At 63.5% G+C, this 18,222-nt stretch carries 21 protein-coding genes and 1 tRNA gene; 16 read left to right on the plus strand and 6 right to left on the minus strand.

The window, feature by feature from the left end:
* The first annotated feature begins 112 nt into the window (after positions 1-112).
* Positions 113-2,032, plus strand: coding sequence for a beta-CASP ribonuclease aCPSF1 (locus HSEST_RS05235; protein WP_229122636.1), 1,920 nt, complete (start codon positions 113-115; stop codon positions 2,030-2,032).
* A gap of 173 nt (positions 2,033-2,205) precedes the next feature.
* Positions 2,206-2,835 (plus strand): RAD55 family ATPase, encoded by a 630-nt coding sequence (locus HSEST_RS05240; protein ID WP_229122637.1) that lies wholly within the window; start codon positions 2,206-2,208, stop codon positions 2,833-2,835.
* Positions 2,836-3,232: 397 nt separating this feature from the next.
* On the opposite strand, the gene HSEST_RS05245 is transcribed toward HSEST_RS05240, so the two are convergent.
* Entirely contained in the window at positions 3,233-4,186 is a 954-nt protein-coding gene (locus HSEST_RS05245; protein ID WP_229122638.1) for an FKBP-type peptidyl-prolyl cis-trans isomerase, read from the minus strand.
* Positions 4,187-4,273: 87 nt separating this feature from the next.
* Between HSEST_RS05245 and cyaB the strand changes: the two genes are divergently transcribed.
* The 4 genes from cyaB to HSEST_RS05265 all read left to right on the plus strand — a co-directional run bounded on the left by cyaB (position 4,274) and on the right by HSEST_RS05265 (position 8,014).
* Positions 4,274-4,837, plus strand: coding sequence for a class IV adenylate cyclase (cyaB, locus tag HSEST_RS05250; protein WP_229122639.1), 564 nt, complete (start codon positions 4,274-4,276; stop codon positions 4,835-4,837).
* Positions 4,838-4,896: 59 nt separating this feature from the next.
* A complete protein-coding gene (locus HSEST_RS05255; protein WP_229122640.1) occupies positions 4,897-6,099 on the plus strand; it encodes a methionine adenosyltransferase in 1,203 nt (400 codons plus the stop codon).
* 132 nt (positions 6,100-6,231) lie between these two features.
* A complete protein-coding gene (locus HSEST_RS05260; protein WP_229122641.1) occupies positions 6,232-7,416 on the plus strand; it encodes a tRNA sulfurtransferase in 1,185 nt (394 codons plus the stop codon).
* Between the two features lie 79 nt (positions 7,417-7,495).
* Positions 7,496-8,014, plus strand: a complete 519-nt coding sequence (locus tag HSEST_RS05265; RefSeq protein ID WP_229122642.1) for a DUF5804 family protein — start codon at positions 7,496-7,498, stop codon at positions 8,012-8,014.
* Between the two features lie 38 nt (positions 8,015-8,052).
* Here HSEST_RS05265 and HSEST_RS05270 read toward each other — a convergent pair whose 3' ends face one another.
* Both HSEST_RS05270 and HSEST_RS05275 read right to left on the minus strand, forming a co-directional pair.
* Positions 8,053-9,111, minus strand: coding sequence for a saccharopine dehydrogenase family protein (locus HSEST_RS05270; RefSeq protein ID WP_229122643.1), 1,059 nt, complete (start codon positions 9,109-9,111; stop codon positions 8,053-8,055).
* Between the two features lie 58 nt (positions 9,112-9,169).
* Positions 9,170-9,460, minus strand: coding sequence for a transcriptional regulator (locus tag HSEST_RS05275; RefSeq protein ID WP_229122644.1), 291 nt, complete (start codon positions 9,458-9,460; stop codon positions 9,170-9,172).
* A gap of 90 nt (positions 9,461-9,550) precedes the next feature.
* Here HSEST_RS05275 and HSEST_RS05280 point away from each other — a divergent pair, with 90 nt between their 5' ends.
* From HSEST_RS05280 to HSEST_RS05290, 3 genes are all read left to right on the plus strand, one after another.
* Positions 9,551-10,519 carry a sugar phosphate nucleotidyltransferase gene (locus tag HSEST_RS05280; RefSeq protein WP_229122645.1) on the plus strand — a complete coding sequence of 323 codons (969 nt, stop codon included), beginning with the start codon at positions 9,551-9,553 and terminating at the stop codon, positions 10,517-10,519.
* 89 nt (positions 10,520-10,608) lie between these two features.
* Positions 10,609-10,755 (plus strand): hypothetical protein, encoded by a 147-nt coding sequence (locus tag HSEST_RS05285; RefSeq protein WP_229122646.1) that lies wholly within the window; start codon positions 10,609-10,611, stop codon positions 10,753-10,755.
* A 103-nt stretch (positions 10,756-10,858) separates the two neighbouring features.
* On the plus strand, positions 10,859-11,578 hold the full coding sequence (locus HSEST_RS05290) for a diphthine--ammonia ligase (RefSeq protein WP_229122647.1): 720 nt from the start codon (positions 10,859-10,861) through the stop codon (positions 11,576-11,578).
* A 306-nt stretch (positions 11,579-11,884) separates the two neighbouring features.
* Here the strand turns inward: HSEST_RS05290 and HSEST_RS05295 are convergent.
* A tRNA-Val gene (locus HSEST_RS05295) sits at positions 11,885-11,959 on the minus strand.
* A gap of 164 nt (positions 11,960-12,123) precedes the next feature.
* Entirely contained in the window at positions 12,124-12,660 is a 537-nt protein-coding gene (locus HSEST_RS05300) for a cob(I)yrinic acid a,c-diamide adenosyltransferase (protein WP_229122648.1), read from the minus strand.
* 175 nt (positions 12,661-12,835) lie between these two features.
* Here HSEST_RS05300 and HSEST_RS05305 point away from each other — a divergent pair, with 175 nt between their 5' ends.
* The 7 genes from HSEST_RS05305 to hypB all read left to right on the plus strand — a co-directional run bounded on the left by HSEST_RS05305 (position 12,836) and on the right by hypB (position 17,338).
* Positions 12,836-12,997 (plus strand): hypothetical protein, encoded by a 162-nt coding sequence (locus HSEST_RS05305; protein ID WP_229122649.1) that lies wholly within the window; start codon positions 12,836-12,838, stop codon positions 12,995-12,997.
* Between the two features lie 47 nt (positions 12,998-13,044).
* Positions 13,045-13,431: a response regulator gene (locus HSEST_RS05310; protein WP_229122650.1), complete on the plus strand. Its 387-nt coding sequence runs from the start codon at positions 13,045-13,047 to the stop codon at positions 13,429-13,431.
* A gap of 184 nt (positions 13,432-13,615) precedes the next feature.
* On the plus strand, positions 13,616-13,900 hold the full coding sequence (locus HSEST_RS05315; RefSeq protein ID WP_229122651.1) for a HypC/HybG/HupF family hydrogenase formation chaperone: 285 nt from the start codon (positions 13,616-13,618) through the stop codon (positions 13,898-13,900).
* Positions 13,901-15,013 carry a hydrogenase formation protein HypD gene (gene hypD / locus HSEST_RS05320; RefSeq protein ID WP_229122652.1) on the plus strand — a complete coding sequence of 371 codons (1,113 nt, stop codon included), beginning with the start codon at positions 13,901-13,903 and terminating at the stop codon, positions 15,011-15,013. It abuts the gene before it with no gap.
* A gap of 3 nt (positions 15,014-15,016) precedes the next feature.
* Positions 15,017-16,051, plus strand: a complete 1,035-nt coding sequence (gene hypE, locus HSEST_RS05325; RefSeq protein WP_229122653.1) for a hydrogenase expression/formation protein HypE — start codon at positions 15,017-15,019, stop codon at positions 16,049-16,051.
* 1 nt (position 16,052) lies between these two features.
* Positions 16,053-16,454: a hydrogenase maturation nickel metallochaperone HypA gene (locus HSEST_RS05330; protein ID WP_229122654.1), complete on the plus strand. Its 402-nt coding sequence runs from the start codon at positions 16,053-16,055 to the stop codon at positions 16,452-16,454.
* The gene (hypB, locus tag HSEST_RS05335; protein WP_229122655.1) at positions 16,451-17,338 is read left to right on the plus strand and encodes a hydrogenase nickel incorporation protein HypB; all 888 of its coding nucleotides are present in this window, start codon (positions 16,451-16,453) and stop codon (positions 17,336-17,338) included. Before HSEST_RS05330 ends, hypB begins: the two co-directional genes overlap by 4 nt.
* Before the next feature lie 104 nt (positions 17,339-17,442).
* Here the strand turns inward: hypB and HSEST_RS05340 are convergent, their stop codons facing one another.
* A complete protein-coding gene (locus HSEST_RS05340) occupies positions 17,443-18,177 on the minus strand; it encodes a helix-turn-helix domain-containing protein (RefSeq protein ID WP_229122656.1) in 735 nt (244 codons plus the stop codon).
* Positions 18,178-18,222: the final 45 nt, after the last annotated feature.

Consider the following 18,222-nt stretch of genomic DNA (forward strand, 5'->3'; position numbering starts at 1 on the left):
ACCGACAGGCAGTCCAACCGTCAGATATGACAGTCTTATCCAGCAGTGGTCACGACACGAACACTGCGGCGACCAGCCGCGGCGTGTGCGTGATCGGCCGTCTCATTCAGCCATGAGCAGAGTAGATCAGAAACTCGAAGAGATAGAGGAAACGATTCACAACGAGGTTCCGGCCGGGATTTCGATTTCGGATGTCACATTCGAGGGTCCGGAACTGGTAATCTATACCCGTGATCCAAAGCAGTTCGCCCAGGATGGGGACCTGGTGCGGCGTCTCGCATCCAAGCTCCGCAAGCGGATCACGGTCCGCCCCGACCCGGACGTACTTACGCGGCCGGAGGACGCCCGCGACCGGATCCGATCGGTCATCCCCGACGAGGCAGGCGTCACCGACCTGGACTTTCACGCCGACACTGGCGAGGTCGTCATTGAGGCCGAGAAGCCCGGCCTCGTCATCGGTCGCCACGGCACGACGATGCGCGAGATTACCCAGGAGGTCGGCTGGACGCCCGAGGTCGTTCGGACGCCGCCAATCGAGTCCTCGACAGTCGAGAACGTGCGGAACTTCCTCAAACAGGAGCGCGACGAGCGCCGGGACATCCTCGAACGGATCGGCCGCCAGATCCACCGCGAGGAGATGTCCGACGACCAGTGGGTCCGGATCACGACGCTGGGTTGTTGCCGGGAAGTCGGTCGGGCCGCGTTCATCGTCTCGACGCCCGAGACGCGGGTGCTCGTCGACTGCGGCGACAAACCGGGGGCCGAGGGGGAAGTGCCGTACCTCCAGGTGCCGGAAGCGCTGGGTGCCGGCGCGAGTTCGCTGGACGCGGTCGTGTTGACTCACGCCCACCTGGACCACTCGGCACTCATTCCACTACTGTTCAAGTACGGCTACGACGGTCCGATCTACACGACCGAGCCGACCCGCGATCTGATGGGACTGCTCACGCTGGACTACCTCGACGTTGCGGCCAAGGAGGGCCGGACACCGCCGTATGACTCGGAGATGGTTCGGGAAGCGATCAAACACACCGTCCCGATCGAGTACGGCGACGTGACCGACATCTCCCCGGACATCAAGCTCACGCTCCACAACGCCGGACACATTCTCGGCTCCTCGATCGCACACTTCCACATCGGCGACGGGCTGTACAACATCGCTTTCTCGGGAGACATCCACTACGAGGACACGCGCCTGTTCAACGGCGCGGTCAACGAGTTCCCCCGCGTCGAGACGCTCGTGCTCGAATCGACCTACGGTGGTCGAAACGACTACCAGACCGACCAGGAGGACTCCGAAGAGAAGTTGAAAGAGGTCATCAACGACACCTACGAGAAGGGCGGCAAGGTCCTGATTCCCGCCTTCGCGGTCGGTCGCTCCCAGGAGTTGATGCTCGTGCTCGAGGAAGCGATGCGGAGCGGTGATATTCCGGAGATGCCGGTCCACCTCGACGGGATGATCTGGGAGGCGACGGCGATTCACACGACCTATCCCGAGTACCTGCGGGACGACCTTCGCGACCGCATCTTTCACGACGACGAGAACCCCTTCCTGGCCGAGCAGTTCAACCACATCGACGGCGGCGAGGAAGAGCGCCAGGAGGTCACAGACGACGATCCGTCGATCATCCTCTCGACGTCCGGGATGGTCACCGGCGGTCCGATCATGTCCTGGCTCGAACACCTCGGTAGCGATCCGGATTCGAAACTCGTGTTCGTCGGCTACCAGGCACAGGGGACGCTCGGCCGGCGGATCCAGAACGGCTGGGACGAGATCCCCGTCGGCAACGACGCAGGTCGGTCGGACACGATGAAGATGCGGATGGACGTCGAGACCGTCGACGGGTTCTCCGGCCACGCCGACCGCCAGGGCCTGGAGAATTTCGTGAAGACGATGAGTCCCCGACCCGAGAAGGTCCTCTGTGTTCACGGTGACGAATCGTCGGTACAGGACCTCTCCTCGGCGCTGTACCACGAGTACAACATGCGGACGTTCGCGCCGAAGAACCTCGAAACGTTCCGATTCTTGTAACTACGCCGGTTTCGTCACGCTTCGGAGTCCGCCATCCGTCACCAACAGTTAGCGGAACCGACTTTCTTCGATCTCCAGACGAAACGATATACACCGTCCGGATTCGTTTCAGACCGCTGTACAGCGACGAACACAATATTTAATCACGTGCGACGTCAAGCCCACAGTGAGCTATGCAGGATCGGCTCCGGACCGGGATCGATGTCCTCGACCGGAAGTTGGACGGTGGCATCCCGGCCGGAAGTATCGTCGTGTTGAATGCCAATCCGGCGAGTCAGGCGGAGCTGTTTCTCTACGAGTTGACCGCGACCCGCGGGACGCTGTATCTGTCGCTGGATCGCTCGAAGCAGGCGATCCGGGACAGCCTCGAACACTCGCCGACCAACACCGGTGAGCCAACTGTCCGGCACGTCTCCGGCGAAGCACCGCTCGACAACGCCAGCAAACTCGTCAGTGCGCTCCCGGAGACCTCGAACCTCATCATCGACCCGCTGGACGTTCTGGAGGAACAGGAGCCCCCCTCGCGGTTCCGGAGTTTCATGAACGACCTCCAGAATCACATCTTCAACACCGGCAGTCTCGCTGTGTTGCACTGTCTGGACGGGCGGTCGGTCCCGCCGCTTCGGGACACGACCGAGCACTTCGCGGACGTCATCTTCCAGATGGACACGACGATCGAGGGCGACGAGGTCGAAAACCAGCTGTCGATCCCCAAGTTCCGCGGCGGGCGCGCGCCGACGAACGTCATCAAACTCAACCTCGTCGAAGAGGTCAGCATCGACACCAGCCGGGACATCGCCTAGCCACTTTTTACTTCGTCGGGTCTCGCACTCGCGCCATTCGGCGCGAGGCGGACCACTCCTCGTAAAAACTTGGGGAAAAAGGCCGCTCGCGCTCGGTCGAGCGCTCGCGGTGAAACGCGCCGAAGACGCGTATGCTACTTCCCAACCGCCCCAACCGCACAGCAGTCCTGATCCATCTGAGTGAGTATCTCTCAGGGCTTTCGACCGCTGAGATGCGCGACGCCGCTGAGAAGTTGCGATTCGAACTGTAGCTGTCGACCGTAGCATACGCCGAACGAAATGAGGCGTTTCACCGGACGCGACCAACGGGAGCGTCCGGCCTTTTTGGATCGCTAAAGTTTTTGCACGAGCGGTTCGAGCGCGCCGGAGGCGCGACTCGAACCCGAGTGGAAAAAGTTTAGTCTTCGAGCTCGTCGACGATCTCGTCGGCGTCGACGTCGGCGTCTTCGAGATCCATGTCTTCGACGGCTTCTTCGAGGTCAACATCGACGTCACCGCCGGCGCCGCCCATCATGCCGCCCATGCCGCCCATCATGCCGCCACCGCCGATCTCCTCCTGGACGATGATCCGATCGACGCCGAGCTGCTGGGTGAGTTCCTGGGCGATCTGCTGTTTGCCCATCATCCACTGCTGGTTCATCGTCAGCTGGGGCGTCGCTTCGATGTACAGCGTCTCCTCCTCGACTTCGACGGTCTCGGTCTCGGGCTCGGCCTCTTCGTCCGCTTCCTCGTCGGGCTCGACGAGCTGCTCTTCCTCGACGGTCTCGGTCTCGAACCAGACCTCCAGTTCCATATCGAGGAACATCTGGATGAGACCCTGGGCCTTCTCCTCGCGGTCGTCGATCTCTCGGAGGACCTCGTAGTTGTACTCGATATCCTCACCCGCAAGGGGGTGGTTGAAATCGACGCGCGCGCGACCGCCGATGATCGTCTCGACGTGACCGTGCTCGCCGTCGATATCGATGTGTGCGCCGGGGTAGCGGTCGTCTTCGGGGATCTTGTTGGCGCTGACGGTTCGAACCTCGTCTTCGTCGTACTCGCCGAAGGCCTCGGACGCGGGGACTGTGACAGAGCCGCTATCGCCGACCTCCTTGCCGAGGATGTCGTCTTCGACAGTCTCGAAGATGTGGCCCTGGCCGAGGACGATCGTCCGCGGACCGAACTCCTGCTCTTCGCCGACGCCCTCTTCTTCGGCGACTTCCGGGTCGGTCGTGTCGACGAGCTGGTCGCCCTCGACCGTCCAGGCAGTGTAGTCCAGCTCGATGAAGTCGCCGTTCTGGAGTCCCTCAGTTTCTTCGTCGGCCGTCTCTTCTTCGGTGTCGGCCTCCTCGGCCTCGGAATCGTTACTCATAGTATCTCTGTCCGTCGTTGCACTCTTAAGGACAACGTTTCCGTTCGGAGCGGACGACTTTAGTCCGATGGCAGCGATTTCGCGGATATGTACGAGGTTGAGTTGAAGCTCCGCGCCGATCACGATCGGGTGCGCGAACGTCTCGAAGCGCTAGCTGCCGAGCGCGTCCAGAGTCTCACACAGGCGGATACCTACTACGACGCGCCGCATCGGGACTTCGCGGCGACCGACGAGGCCGTCCGGGTTCGCGAGGAGACCCGGGACGGCGACAGGGTGACCCGGATCACGTACAAAGGCCCCAAGATCGAGGCCGAGTCGAAGACCCGCGAGGAACTGGAGACGACGGTCGGCGACGGCGAGACGGTCAGGGAACTTTTCGAGTCACTCGGGTTCGAACCGGTCGCGACCGTCCGCAAGGACCGCGAGTACTTCACCGTCTCCGGGCTCACTGTCACGCTCGATACCGTCGAGGACGTCGGCGAGTTCGTCGAGGTCGAAACCGACGTCGAGACCGCGGACGGGGTCGAGCCCGCTCGCGAGGCGGCCGTCGAGCTGCTCGTCGATCTCGGGCTGGATCTCGACAACCAGCTGCGGACCTCGTATCTCGAACTCCTGCTCGCGGACGACACGCCGGAGGATACCCAGGAGTAATCACACTCTCTCGAAAAGTTTCCGTAAGTTATAGAGCCACGGGTGGCCAAACCCGGGTAATGAGTCAGCGGAACATCCGGGTCCAGCCGACCGAAGACAGAGCAGTCGAAGAGCAGGACGTAGAGATCGTCGAGCGAAAGGGGATCGGTCACCCCGACTCGATCTGTGACGGCGTCGCCGAGAGCGTCTCACGCGCGCTCGCCCAAGAGTATCTCGACCGCTACGGGACGGTGCTGCACTACAATACTGACGAGACGCAACTAGTCGCGGGGACGGCCGCGCCGGCTTTCGGCGGCGGCGAAGTGCTCGATCCCATCTATCTGCTCGTCGTCGGGCGCGCGACGAAGACCTACGACGGACAGCGCTTCCCCGCCGAGTCGATCGCGCTGGAAGCCGCTCGGGACTACCTCGATGAGACGTTCCCGGACCTGGACGTCGGAACGGACGTGATCGTCGACGTCAAACTCGGGGAAGGTAGCGGGGATCTCCAGGAAGTCTTCGGTGAGGACGGCACGGTTCCGATGGCCAACGACACCTCCTATGGCGTCGGTCACGCACCACTGACCGAGACCGAGCAAATCGTCCTGAATACTGAACGGCAGCTCAACGGCCCCTACAGCGACGACAACCCGGCGGTCGGACAGGATGTCAAGGTGATGGGCAAACGCGAGGGCGATCACATCGATGTCACTGTCGCTGTCGCGGTCATTGATGACTACGTCGAAAATATGAGCGAGTACCGCGAGACGATCGAGGGCGTTCGCGAGTACGTCTCCGATCTCGCGGGTGAGTACACTGACCGGTCGGTCGAGGTTCACGTCAACACCGCCGACAACTACGACGAGGGTGCGATCTACCTCACGACCACCGGGACGAGCGCCGAGCAGGGCGACGACGGGTCGGTCGGTCGTGGCAACCGTGCGAACGGCCTCATCACGCCGAACCGCCCGATGAGCATGGAGGCGACTTCCGGAAAGAACCCGGTCAACCACATCGGAAAGATCTACAACCTCCTCTCGACGAAGATTGCCCAGTCGGTCGCCGAACAGGTCGAAGGAATTCAAGAGGTCCAGATCCGCCTGCTCAGCCAGATCGGCCAGCCGATCGACAAACCCCACGTCGCCGACGCGCAACTGGTCACTGACGACGGCGTCTCCGTGGCTGACGTCGAGTCCGAGGTCCAGGCGACGATCGACGACGAACTCGCCAACATCACTGATGTCACCGAAGCCGTCATCGAGGGCGACATCTCGACGTTCTGATCGTCCGTATTCCTACCGCTCGACGTTCCGACGTCCGTACTCTTCCTAGTCGACGTTCTGACGTTCGCATCTGACCGTTCGTGTCGTCCCGAGGTCGAAGGCTGTTTATTCGCCAGTGGAGTACCCGCGGGTATGCACCCGCCGGCTGCCGGGACCGTCCTCGTCCGCCACGGCGAACTCGGCGTCAAGAGCGACCAGGTCCGCATCAAGATGGAGCGCCAGCTCCAGGGCCACATCGACGCCCTGCTTGCGGATCGCTCGATCTCCGGGACGGTCCGAACCGAGCGCAACCGGCTCTACGTCCGGACCGATCCCAAGCATATCGAGGACGCCACCGAGGCGGCGACCGATGCCTTCGGCGTCGTCTCGGCGAGCCCGGCGGTCCGCGTCGAACCTGAACTAGACGCGATCCTGGCGGCGATGAAACGGGCGACAGAACGGGAATACGACGGCGGCGCGTTCGCGGTTCGGGCTCGCCGAGCCGGTTCGTCGGACGCCCACCCCTTCTCCAGTACTGACCTCGAACAGGAGGGGGGTGCGGCCGTCGGCGAGACGATCGAGTCGCTGGGCGCGGAGCCGACCGTCGACCTCGACGATCCCGACTTCACTGTCTTCGTCGAGTGTCGCCCCGAGAAGGCGTTCGTCTTTCTGGAGAAGCGCGAGGGCCCGGGCGGGCTCCCGCTGGGAAGTCAGCGCCCGCTCGTCGCCCTGCTCAGTGGGGGTCACGATTCGCCTGTCGCGGCCTGGGAGGCGATGCGCCGCGGGAGTCCGATTGTCCCCCTGTACGTCGACCTCGGCGAGTTCGGCGGCACGGACCACCGGGCGCGTGCCGTCGCGACTGCCGATCGGCTCGCCGAGCTGGCTCCCCAGTACGACATGCGCCTTCGCGTGGCTCCCGCAGGCAATCTCGTCGCCGATCTGCTGGCGGCGGTCGATGCGACGCGGATGCTCTCGCTCCGCCGGGCGATGCTCGCGATGGCCGACGCAGTCGCCGACGACCACGACGCTGTCGGGGTCGTCACCGGCGAGTCGATCGGACAGAAATCCAGCCAGACGACTGCGAACCTCGCTGTCACTGACCGCGCGACGGACCTGCCGGTGCATCGACCGCTGGTGACGACCGACAAGACCGACATCTTGGAGCGGGCGCGAGACCTGGGCACCTACGAGGACACCTCGATCCCGGCCGGTTGCAACCGGGTCGCACCCGAGTACCCCGAGACGAACGCGACCCTCGAGGCTGTCGAGGCCGCCGAACCAGCGGATCTGTTCGAGCGGGTGAGGGCGATCGCCGACGATCGGACAATCGTGGAATGATCACAATCTGAAGTGACGCGTGCGGTTCGCGAGACGGCGAGCGAAATCGCTTTCCCGAAGGGCGGCCTGAATCGAGACGATGACGCGGGTCTGCCTGCTCGGCGAGGAGGACGTCAACCTCGAATACGAACTACTCAGCCGCGAGACCTCCCGCAACGCGCTGGCGACCTACGACCTCCGGGAACCGTACGACAACGCCGTCGCGGTCGAAACAGTGAGCCTCGGGGCGGCAGTCGCGCTGTTGAACGACCTCAACTGGTATCTCGTTCGGTTCGTCGAAGACGTACTCGTGCTGGAACCGAGCGTGTCCGAATCCGAGTGGCTCTCCCGCGAGGCGGCGACTGCCGTTCGCGACGACGAACTCGCACCCGGGGAGACCGATCGCTTCCTGAAGATCTACGGCGTCGTCGAACCCGGCAGCGGTCCGGCCGACGATCAGTCGGATCCGGCCGATATGGAGACCGAGCGGGATCGCCCGCCCCGGCTGGTCGAACCGATGTTCGTCACGCGAACCGGGCCCGATCTGCCCGAGTACGACCTGCGAGACGTCGAGGAGACGGTTGTCGTTCGCGTCACCGAGACCGAGTTCGGCGCGTGATCGCCGTCGAATCGAGCCCCCGGGTGCTTCGTTGCCGATCATCGGTGCCACTCGTCGATCCGTTCGACGCCTTCGATCGAGAGGATCAGCTCCGGTCCGAAGGCACTCGCCGGCGTCTGGTGTCCGGCCGGCGCGTCGCCCGCGAGCACGCGTTCGACTACCTCGAGGGCCGCGAGCTTCGTCGTCCGGTAGACGTTCGGCGTCCGCAACCGCGACACCCGCGTTGCGTCCCCATTGCTGACTTCCCCCCACAGCGTCGCCGTCGTCTCGGCCCGCGTCTCGGCGTCGGGTCCCTCGATCAGTCGATCGACAAGTTTCGCGAGCAACGTCTGCACCGGGCCGAGCGCGAGGATGGGATCGAGATAGCGCTGGTAGCGCAGCCAGCGCGTCGCGCCCGGCGGGACCGCGAGGTAGCACTCGATGTTCGGGACACCGGTCGTGTGATACGCTGTCGAGACGTCCCCGAGCGGGACCGTCATCGCCGGCACCGGCCCGTCGCCGAAGTCGATCTCGCGAGTCGTCTGGCCGACCGTGGCGGGTTCGAGGCCACCGTCCCGACGGACGAGGGCGTCCTCGCCGAGCCCCGCGATAGCGGTTTTCAGTGTTCCGGGCGAGAACCCACCCGCGGGCTGGTACCCGATCGCGAGCGATTCGGCCTCGGGTAGTCGTTCGACCAGGTGTGCAGCCAGACAGTCCGAGGGGACGACGTCGAACCCGACGCCGGGGAGCAGTGTCAGATCCGCCCGTCGGGCACGGTCGTCGTTTTCCCGGATCGACTCGAACACCTCGATCTCGCCGGTGACGTCGAGATAGTGGGTGTCGCTGTCGAGACAGGCCGCCACGAGTGGCTCGTGGGTGTCGACGAACGGCCCGGCGCAGTTGAGCACGAGATTGACATCGTCGAGGTGCCCCTCGAGTCCCGGATCAGCCAGCGAGAACACCCGCGACTCGCAATCGAGATCGGCGGCAAGCCTGTCGACCTTCTCCCGGTTCCGCCCGGCGAGGATCGGATCGAGGCCCCGGTCGACGGCTTCGCGAGCGATCAGTTCGCCGGTGTACCCGTACGCTCCATAGAGGAGCCAGCGATCGGATGTCACAGCTGTTTGCTGTCAGTGCTGGCAAATAAGTGTACGCACGGCAGACCGCCAGTATCGGTCACTCGATCGTGAACGCCGGTTCGCTGATCGACTCGCTCTTGCACTCGGGGCACCTGCTCGGCCGGTTGATCAGGTCGTCGAATTCCTCGAAGCCACAGTCCTGGCAGGTCGGTGGCGAAACCAGCAACTGCTCGTCGGCCGACTCCAGCGACTGGGCGACGTGATCGACGTGATCGAGCGCGACGCTCGTTCGAATATCGAACTCGTTTGCCAGCGCACCCGCCTCCATCGGCGTCTCGCGCAATCGATCGGCGATCCGCTCTCGTGTCGTCCGGCTCGCCTCGCGCATACCTTGTGTTCACAATGGACGAACATATGCGTTGTCCACCGGCCCTGCGAGACCAAAACGACTTACATCCGGCCGGAAGAGAGAACGGGTATGCACGCTGTCGTACTCGCTGGTGGCTATGCGACGCGACTGTGGCCGGTGACGAAGAACCGACCGAAAATGTTTCTCCCGGTCGGTGAGACGACGGTCATCGATCGCGTTCTCGCGGACCTCGAATCCGACGACCGGGTCGAGGACGTCTACGTCTCGACGAACGAACGGTTCGCCGACGATTTCGAGACACACTTGCGCGAGTCCGACTTCGAGAAGCCACAGCTCTCGGTCGAGGAGACGACCGCCGAAGACGAAAAGTTCGGCGTCGTCGGCGCGCTCGCGCAACTGGTCGAGCGGGAAGGTCTCGAAGACACGGACCTCCTGGTCGTCGCCGGAGACAACCTCATCAGCTTCGGGATCGACGAGTTCATCGACGCCTTCGAGGACCACGGCGCGACGACGATCGCCGCCTACGACGTCGGGAGCCTCGAAAAGGCAACTGAATACGGGGTCGTCGAACTCGACGACGACCGCGTCGTCGACTTCCAGGAGAAGCCCGACGACCCGACGAGTACGCTTGTTTCGATCGCCTGCTACGCGTTCCCCGCCGAAGACATCCGCTTCGAGGAGTACCTCGCAGCGGGTAACAACCCGGACGAACCCGGCTGGTTCGTCCAGTGGCTCGTCGACAACGACGAGGTCTGGGCCTATTCCTTCGAGGAGGCCTGGTTCGACATCGGGACGCCGGAGAGCTACCTCGAGGCCGTCGCCTGGGAACTCGACGGCGAGAGCCGGGTCGCCGACAGCGCGACGATCGAGAACGCCGAGATCGGCGCGAACGTCCACGTCGGCGAGGGTGCCCAGATCGCCGATTCGACGCTTGAGCGCTCGGTCGTGTTCCCCGAGACGACGATCCGAGACTGTGAACTCCGCGATTCGATCATCGATCGGGACACGCACCTCGAAAATCTCGACCTCAGCGGTGCGCTCATCGGTGCTCACACCACGATCGCCAACGGCGAGTGAACTCGGCTGTAGACCGCCGCCTGCCCGCACTTTCACTTTCACTCCGGGGATGGCTCGCTTTCAGTACCCCTCGGCACCTAGCTGTAGGTATGCTGAACGAACTCACCAGCACGTGCGAACACTGCGATCGGGTACTCGACGACGATCACTGTATGCTGGTCTTCGAGACCGACGAGGGTCAACGCCGGGCCTACGAGTGTGACTGTGGCGCGGTGACGATCACGGTCCACCGATAACGTCGGTGTCGATTGCGGTCTCGTCCTCTATTTTTGCGATTGCCCACGAGGAAACTGTCGCTCGACCGAGCAAGGTTTAGGCCGGGGACCACCTACACGGAGTATGTCCGACGGAGCGTGGGTGAGCCTCTTCTCGGGCGGCAAAGACTCCTCGTGGGCCCTCTACCGGGCCCTGGAAGCCGGCCATCCGATCGAGCGACTGGTGACGGTCCATCCGGACGGCGATTCGTACATGTATCACGTCCCGGCGACGGAACTGGCCGGACTGGCCGCCGAGAGCATCGGTGTCGAGTTGGTAACCATCGAACCGGCTGATTTCGAGACCGAGGACGTCGTCGACGCCGGCGACCAGGGCGACGCCGAACTCCGACCCCTGGAGGCGGAACTGAACGCACTGGACGAGCGCCTCGATGGTGGCATCACCGGCGTCACCGCAGGTGCCGTCCAGAGCGAGTATCAAACCAGCCGGATCCAGGCGATGTGCGACCGACTTGGGGCCGAACTGTTCGCCCCGCTCTGGCAGGAAGACCCGCAAGCGCTGGCCGAATCGATGCTGGATGCGGGGTTCGAGATCCGGATCATCAAGGTCGCCGCATACGGGCTGGACGAATCGTGGCTCGGCCGTCGGCTTGACAGCGACGCATTGGCCGACCTCCAGGCTCTCAACGAGGAGTACGGTGTACACATCCTCGGCGAAGGCGGGGAGTTCGAGACGATCGTGACCGACGGCCCGCACATGGATCGGCGGATCGAACTCGAATACGATACCGAGTGGGACGGGACGCGCGGGTCCGTCCGGATCACGGACGCCTGGCTGGAGTGACTCTGTCTCCGAAGACAGTGATGCGAGATGGCTATTGACAGCTAGGCAACTCGACCGAGCACCGCGAGGTCGAGGCTTTTTGGCCCAGCTTTTTCGAGGAGTGGTTCCCGGAGGGCCGCAGGCCCGAGGAAACCCGACGAGAAAAAGGTGGACGACGCCGAGTGGGACGGGACGCGCGGGACTGTCCGGATCACGGACGCCTGGCTGGAGTGATTCCGATCAACGGATTGATTCAAATAATAACTCTGAAGATAGGTCGCCAGTGGTCGTCGTCTTAGACTCCTTCAACGACGTTTAGAAACTTAATGGGTCGGGGCGGATTTGAACCGCCGACTTCCTCCGTGTGAAGGAGGTATCATAACCGAACTAGATCACCGACCCGCGCACTACGTGCTACCGGAGTGGCTGACTTAAGAATTGCTTTTCGTTATACGGCCGGATACCGAGCCCCACTTCCCCAGCTGATCCCGGTAGTAGCTGCCTGACGTCCGGAGGCTGCATCACAGTCCGAATTGGCTGCGACCATCTCAACAGGACCGGATCGATCAGTACGTGGGATGCTCCTCGCGGTTCCCCTCACGCTTGTTGATGACACGCGCGAGCGTAAACAGGAGGTCAGACAGCCGGTTGAGATAGACGACTGCGTCCTCGTTGACCTCGGACTGTGACCCAGCGAGGTCGACTGTCCGACGTTCCGCGCGTCGACAGACCGCTCGTGCGTGATGCAGCTTCGAACCGGGATCGGATCCGCTTGGCAGCACGAACTGCTCCAGTGGCTCCAGTTCCGCGTCGAACTCGTCGATCCACGCCTCGACCTGGTCGACGTGCGCCCCGGTGACGACGGGGTCGTCGTCGGACGGTTCCGGCGTCGCGAGGTCGGCCTGCAGCACGTGCAGCTGGTTCTGGATTTCGCGCAAACAGTTCTCGAGATCGTCGTAGTGGACCGGCCTGACCACACCGACCAGAGCATTCACCTCGTCGACAGTACCGTAGGCTTCGATCCGAGGGCTTGCCTTCGACACCTGGGACATGTCGCGCAGGTCCGTGAGTCCGTCGTCGCCGCGTCCGGTGTATATCTTCATGCACAGCCGTTCGAGCGGGACGGGTATAAAAGGCCAGCCTGTCGGCTGACGCTGGATGTCTCCGCCAGTTGCACTCCCGGGTTCGCTGTCGGTTGGCGCCAATCGGCAAGAACGCTCTTTTTCGCTGATCGAGCGAGCGTTTAAGCCGCTCAAGATAATATTTGGAAATGCATATATGGCACAGAACCGATCATGTCCGTCGTGTGGCGAAAACGAGTCGTTCACACAGGTCGCGACGACGACCCTCAACCTGGGCGAGAAGACGAAGTGGCGGTGTGACGCCTGTGGCTATCGGTCCATCCGGATCGGATCTGCCATCGACACGGCTGAGGCGTGACCGGCGATAGTCAAAGTACAAGTTCGTGACTCCCGTAGCTGTCAGTAATGGCCGGAACGATCACTGTCTTACTTGTCGACGAGGATTCGGATGTCCTCGAACTGACTAAGACCTTCCTTGAGCGCGAAGACGATGCGATCGAAGTTACGACTGAAACGAGCGCACCCGATGCACTCGATCGACTCGAATCCGATTCGTTCGACTGTGTCGTCAGCGACTACTCGATGCCATCGATGTCCGGCATCGAGTTTCTCCGAACGGTCCGTGAACGCGAGCCGGGGCTTCCCTTTTTCTTTTTCACTGGCAAGAACCGGGCGGAGATCCAAACCGAGGCCGGCGACGTCGAAGTCACTGGCTACGTCCAGAAGGGAACGGGGACGGATCGATACGCCGATCTCGCCGAAGGGATCCGCGTCGCAGTCGGGCCCGCATAGAACCGCTGTTGTTTCGACACACCCACTGGCGCGTCCAACAGAGACGACCGTGATGATTTCCAGGCCGTGATAATCGGGGCGAGTATAAAAGACCGGTCGGGACCTAGCTGCCTGTAGGGACTCTCACGATCCGCGATAGCGGGAGGACATCGCGATCGTGGGCCAGCCAACAGAGGCGATATCAATGTGTCTAGGTATACCGGGTCAGATCACGGAGATCGACGGCGCAGAAGCCACCGCGGAGTTCTGGGACGTCGAGAAGACAGTGCGGATAGACATCGTCGACGAGGACGTCGAGGTGGGGGATTACATCCTCAACCACGCGGGATTCGCGATCCGGAAGATCCCCGAAGACGAGGTGGAGGAGACCATGGAAATCTACGAGTCGTTCCTCGAGGGCGACGAGGACGAAGCGCTGGAGGAGATCGGCGGCGAGCCGGACGAGCAGTTGGGAATCGGTGGTGATTAGATGGCCGTCGATACGGGCGACCAGGACCTGCAGTTCCGGGATCCCGAGAAGGCCGAGCAGTTGACCGACAAACTGGAGTCGCTGATGGACGACATCGGCGAACCGGTGACGATCATGCACGTCTGCGGGAGCCACGAGCAGGCCATCGCCAAGTACGGCCTGCGAAGCCTCCTACCGGACGGGCTCACCATCCGGATGGGACCGGGCTGTCCGGTCTGCGTGACCGACATGCCCGAGGTCGACGAGGCCGTCACGCTCGCCGAGGACGGCAAGATCGTCGCGACCTACGGGGATATGCTCCGTGTGCCCGGCACCGAGCAGAGCCTCGACGACGCCAAGGCAGACGGGGCGGACGTTCGCGTCGTCTACTCGGCCAGCGAGGCCGCCGAGATCGCCGAAGAGGAGGACAGAGAGGTCGTCTTCTTCGCGACGGGCTTCGAGACGACCGCGGCCCCGACCGCGGCGGTACTGGTCGACGACCCGCCCGAGAACTTCTCGGTGCTGTCGGCCCACAAGTACGTCCCGCCGGCGATGGAGATCGTCGCGGAACTGCCGGACACGGACGTCGACGGGTTCCTGGCGGCGGGCCACGCCGCGACGATCACCGGCTACGGGCTGTTCGAGGAGTTCGTCGAGGAGTACGAGACGCCGGCCGTCGTCGGCGGGTTCGAGCCGATCGACATCCTGTTCGGGCTGGCGCGTCTGCTGGAGTTCATCCGCGACGACGAGCCGGGACTGGCGAACGCCTACCAGCGGTGTGTCACCGAGGAGGGCAACGTCCCGGCGAAGGAGTTGATGTGGGACGTCTTCGAGACGACCACCGGCGAGTGGCGCGGGATCGCCGAGGTCCCCGACGCGGATCTGATCCTCAGCGAGGAGTACAGCGAATACGACGCCCGCGAGCGCTTCGAGATCGAGCCGGACGTCGGTGGGGCGGATCCGCTGACCGAGGACTGCATCTGCGGGGACATCATGGCTGGCACAGCCGATCCCGACGAGTGTCCCCTGTTCGGCGAGGAGTGCACACCCCAGAACCCGGTCGGGGCGTGTATGGTCTCAAGCGAGGGGCCCTGCAAGATCTGGCTCGAATACGGCGGCCAACCGGACATCTAAATCATGAGCGACACAGACGAGGAAGTCATCACCGAAGCCCACGGCGCTGGTGGTGGGCAGATGCGCGAACTGATCGAGGAACTGGCTGTCTCACGGTTCGAGGACGGGGCCGCTGACGTCCCGCTGGCAGCGCTGGACGACGGGTCGGTCCAGCGGCTGGCGAACGGCGGCGGCTCGCTGGTCGTGACGACCGACAGCCACGTCGTCAAGCCGCAGTTCTTCCGCGGGGGCGACATCGGTCGGCTGGCCGTCTCCGGGACAGTCAACGATCTGGCGATGATGGGTGCGACGGAACCGATCGCGCTGACCTGCTCGCTGATCGTCGAGGCCGGGACGCCGGTCGAGACCGTCGAGCGAGTCATGGAGTCGATGGGCGAGACCAGCGAGGAGGCAGGCGCGCCGATCACGACTGGCGACACGAAGGTGATGGGCAGCGGCGACATCGACACGATCGCGATCAACACGACCGGCGTCGGAGTCGTCCCGCAGGGCAGTCACGTGCCGGACGCCGGCCTCTCGACGGGCGACAAACTGATCGTGACCGGCACGATCGGCGACCACGGCATCTCGCTGCTCTCCGAGCGCGAGGGCTTCGACTTCGAAGGCGATCTGGAGAGCGACGTCGCGCCCGTCAACGACCTCGTGGCGACCGCCATGGATGCAGGCGAGGTGACGGCGATGAAAGATCCCACGCGCGGAGGGCTGGCAACCTCGCTCAACGAGATGGCCAGCAAGGCCGAGGTCGGTATCGAGATCGACGAGACGGCGATCCCGATCTCGGGCGCGGTCGCCTCAGCGGGCGAGGTGCTGGGGATCGAGCCGCTGAACGTCGCCAACGAGGGGAAAGTCGTCATGGGTGTCGAGAGCGACGACGCCGACGCGGTGCTGGCGGCCATCCAGGCTCACCCGCAGGGCGAAGACGCCGCCATCGTCGGCGAAGTCGTCGCGGATCACGCCGGCCGAGTTATCCTCGACACCGGCTTCGGGAACCGGTATCTGAGCGAACCCGAGGGCGAACAACTCCCGCGGATCTGTTGACATGCACGAGTTCTCCATCGCCTCGCAAATACTCGATACCGCCCGCGAACACGCGGCGGAAAACGACGCCGTTCGCGTGACCCACCTCGAGATCGAAGTCGGGGAGGCCAGCCACGTCAATCCGGATCAACTGGAGACGTGTATGGACGCGGCCAAGACCGACACGATCGCTGCGGACGCGACGGTCGTTGTCGAGACGGCCACACCGCACGCCGAGTGTGCGTGCGGGTGGAGCGGCGAGCCCGACGTCGCGGAGAACGCGCTGGTGTACGCGCCGGATCTGACCTGTCCCGAGTGTGGCGAGCGGATCGAACTCGCCGGCGGCGACAGCTGCCGGCTGATGAGTCTGACCGTCTCCGACGAGGAACCGACTGCGGACAGTACACCCACTGAGACAGCATGACGTACTATATCCACGGCAATCCACTACAGGACGGAATCGAGCGTGTCGTCGACAGACTGGTCGGGTCCGGTCCGAGCGTGCCGATCGGGCCGCTGCGGGCCCATCGGTTCGGACACGACGACCACGACCACGACGGCGACGACGCCGAGGCGGACATCCTCGCACAGTTCGCCGAGCAGGCTGAGGACCTCCACGAGCGGGTCGTCCACGAGCACGGACTGTTCGTCGCGGAATTCCTCGGTGCGACTGGTGCGGGCAAGACTCGCCTGATCGAGCGTCTGATCGAACGGGCACCCGAAGACGAGACGATCGGCGTCATCGTCGGCGACGTGGCCGGCGAGGACGATGCGACTCGCTTCCGCGAGCGCGGGGCACAGGTCGCAAACGTCAACACTGGTAAGGAGTGCCATCTCGATCCGGAGTTCGTCGAACGCGGGCTCTCGGAACTGAACCTCGAGGCGCTCGATACGCTGTACATCGAGAACGTCGGCAATATGGTCTGTCCGGCGGACTTCCCGCTGGGCGCGCAGGCCCGCGTGCTGGTTGTCTCGACGACGGAAGGGGACGACGTCGTGCGCAAGCATCCACTGCTCTTCCAGGCCTGTGACGCGACAGTGATCAACAAGACCGACATCGCCGATGCGGTCGGCTCGGACCTGGATCTGATGGAATCGGATGTCGGCGATATCGCCCCCGAGATGCCGGTGTTCCGGACCGACGCCGAACACGGCGACGGCGTCAGTGACCTGCTCGCATTCCTAGACGAGCGTGGGCACGCACACGCTCACGATCACGACACCTACGTCTCGAAGACGGGCAGTCAGGAACACGCCAGTGACGGCGGTCACGCTCACGAGCACGGAGAGCACACCACTCACGATTGAAGGCCGTCATCTCCCGGGCTACGAGACTCAGCGCAGACGTACGATAACTCATATCATCGGCATATCGATGATTGCCTCGATTCGCGGAATATCCAGCCGGCTGCTCAATCCGCCAGTTGCTCGGTCCGGCGGGATCTGTCGACGTCAAGCGGGTTCGTCGTGGACGTTGCGGTAACGAGTCGCAGGAACTGTCCGGTGTTCGTGAGGATCTTGTTCTCCGCTTTCCGGAGGTGTTCCTCGTAAGTCGATCGGGCGACGGACGTCCGCTTGGCCAACTCGCGCAGGGACGTCTTCCGGGGTTGCTCGTAGTACCCGCTTTCCAGTGCGAGCCGAAGCGCTGCCATCTGTCGCTCGGTTACGTCCTCGAACAGCTGATCGACCGGGGCCAGCATACTGTGGGGGATCTGCTGTGTCGTCATCGCGGTCTTCGAGAGGACTTCGACGTCCCGATCGGCTTCCAGATCCTGCAGGAGCGCCTGGAGATCGCGCTCGTCGAACCCGATCGCCGTGTAGTGTTCCCAACCCTGGCGATGGACCGTCGGCGGCTGGTACAGACAGTTGTACTCCTCGAAGCGCTCGACGATGGAGTCTTCCAGCGAACAGAGACAGGCCTGGGTGACGACGTGCAGGCCGGACTCGTCGACCGATTCGTGGAGCACCGTCCCAAGGCTGTCGATCCGATCGAGCAACTCCTCGGCCGGCGCGTGCGGCGACGTGAGTTCGATCACCTGGCAGTCGTTCAGGTACCACTCACGGATCGTAAGGTCAGGGAATTCCTCCGAGAGTTCTCGATACGGACATTCGTGTCTGACCCGGAACGACGCCTCGTACAGGCTCATATAGCTATATTCGAGTGGGCAGAATTAATGGTGCCGGTCATAGCC

Source organism: Halapricum desulfuricans, assembly GCF_017094465.1.
Taxonomy (GTDB): Archaea; Halobacteriota; Halobacteria; order Halobacteriales; family Haloarculaceae; genus Halapricum.

What these genes read in the sequence shown, in the direction of transcription:
- HSEST_RS05235 (WP_229122636.1), top strand. Translation starts at nt 113, where the DNA reads ATGAGCAGAGTAGATCAGAAACTCGAAGAGATAGAGGAAACGATTCAC.
- HSEST_RS05240 (WP_229122637.1), top strand. Translation starts at nt 2,206, where the DNA reads ATGCAGGATCGGCTCCGGACCGGGATCGATGTCCTCGACCGGAAGTTG.
- HSEST_RS05245 (WP_229122638.1), bottom strand. Translation starts at nt 4,186, where the DNA reads ATGAGTAACGATTCCGAGGCCGAGGAGGCCGACACCGAAGAAGAGACG.
- cyaB (WP_229122639.1), top strand. Translation starts at nt 4,274, where the DNA reads ATGTACGAGGTTGAGTTGAAGCTCCGCGCCGATCACGATCGGGTGCGC.
- HSEST_RS05255 (WP_229122640.1), top strand. Translation starts at nt 4,897, where the DNA reads ATGAGTCAGCGGAACATCCGGGTCCAGCCGACCGAAGACAGAGCAGTC.
- HSEST_RS05260 (WP_229122641.1), top strand. Translation starts at nt 6,232, where the DNA reads ATGCACCCGCCGGCTGCCGGGACCGTCCTCGTCCGCCACGGCGAACTC.
- HSEST_RS05265 (WP_229122642.1), top strand. Translation starts at nt 7,496, where the DNA reads ATGACGCGGGTCTGCCTGCTCGGCGAGGAGGACGTCAACCTCGAATAC.
- HSEST_RS05275 (WP_229122644.1), bottom strand. Translation starts at nt 9,460, where the DNA reads ATGCGCGAGGCGAGCCGGACGACACGAGAGCGGATCGCCGATCGATTG.
- HSEST_RS05280 (WP_229122645.1), top strand. Translation starts at nt 9,551, where the DNA reads ATGCACGCTGTCGTACTCGCTGGTGGCTATGCGACGCGACTGTGGCCG.
- HSEST_RS05285 (WP_229122646.1), top strand. Translation starts at nt 10,609, where the DNA reads ATGCTGAACGAACTCACCAGCACGTGCGAACACTGCGATCGGGTACTC.
- HSEST_RS05290 (WP_229122647.1), top strand. Translation starts at nt 10,859, where the DNA reads ATGTCCGACGGAGCGTGGGTGAGCCTCTTCTCGGGCGGCAAAGACTCC.
- HSEST_RS05300 (WP_229122648.1), bottom strand. Translation starts at nt 12,660, where the DNA reads ATGAAGATATACACCGGACGCGGCGACGACGGACTCACGGACCTGCGC.
- HSEST_RS05305 (WP_229122649.1), top strand. Translation starts at nt 12,836, where the DNA reads ATGGCACAGAACCGATCATGTCCGTCGTGTGGCGAAAACGAGTCGTTC.
- HSEST_RS05310 (WP_229122650.1), top strand. Translation starts at nt 13,045, where the DNA reads ATGGCCGGAACGATCACTGTCTTACTTGTCGACGAGGATTCGGATGTC.
- HSEST_RS05315 (WP_229122651.1), top strand. Translation starts at nt 13,616, where the DNA reads ATGTGTCTAGGTATACCGGGTCAGATCACGGAGATCGACGGCGCAGAA.
- hypD (WP_229122652.1), top strand. Translation starts at nt 13,901, where the DNA reads ATGGCCGTCGATACGGGCGACCAGGACCTGCAGTTCCGGGATCCCGAG.
- hypE (WP_229122653.1), top strand. Translation starts at nt 15,017, where the DNA reads ATGAGCGACACAGACGAGGAAGTCATCACCGAAGCCCACGGCGCTGGT.
- HSEST_RS05330 (WP_229122654.1), top strand. Translation starts at nt 16,053, where the DNA reads ATGCACGAGTTCTCCATCGCCTCGCAAATACTCGATACCGCCCGCGAA.
- hypB (WP_229122655.1), top strand. Translation starts at nt 16,451, where the DNA reads ATGACGTACTATATCCACGGCAATCCACTACAGGACGGAATCGAGCGT.
- HSEST_RS05340 (WP_229122656.1), bottom strand. Translation starts at nt 18,177, where the DNA reads ATGAGCCTGTACGAGGCGTCGTTCCGGGTCAGACACGAATGTCCGTAT.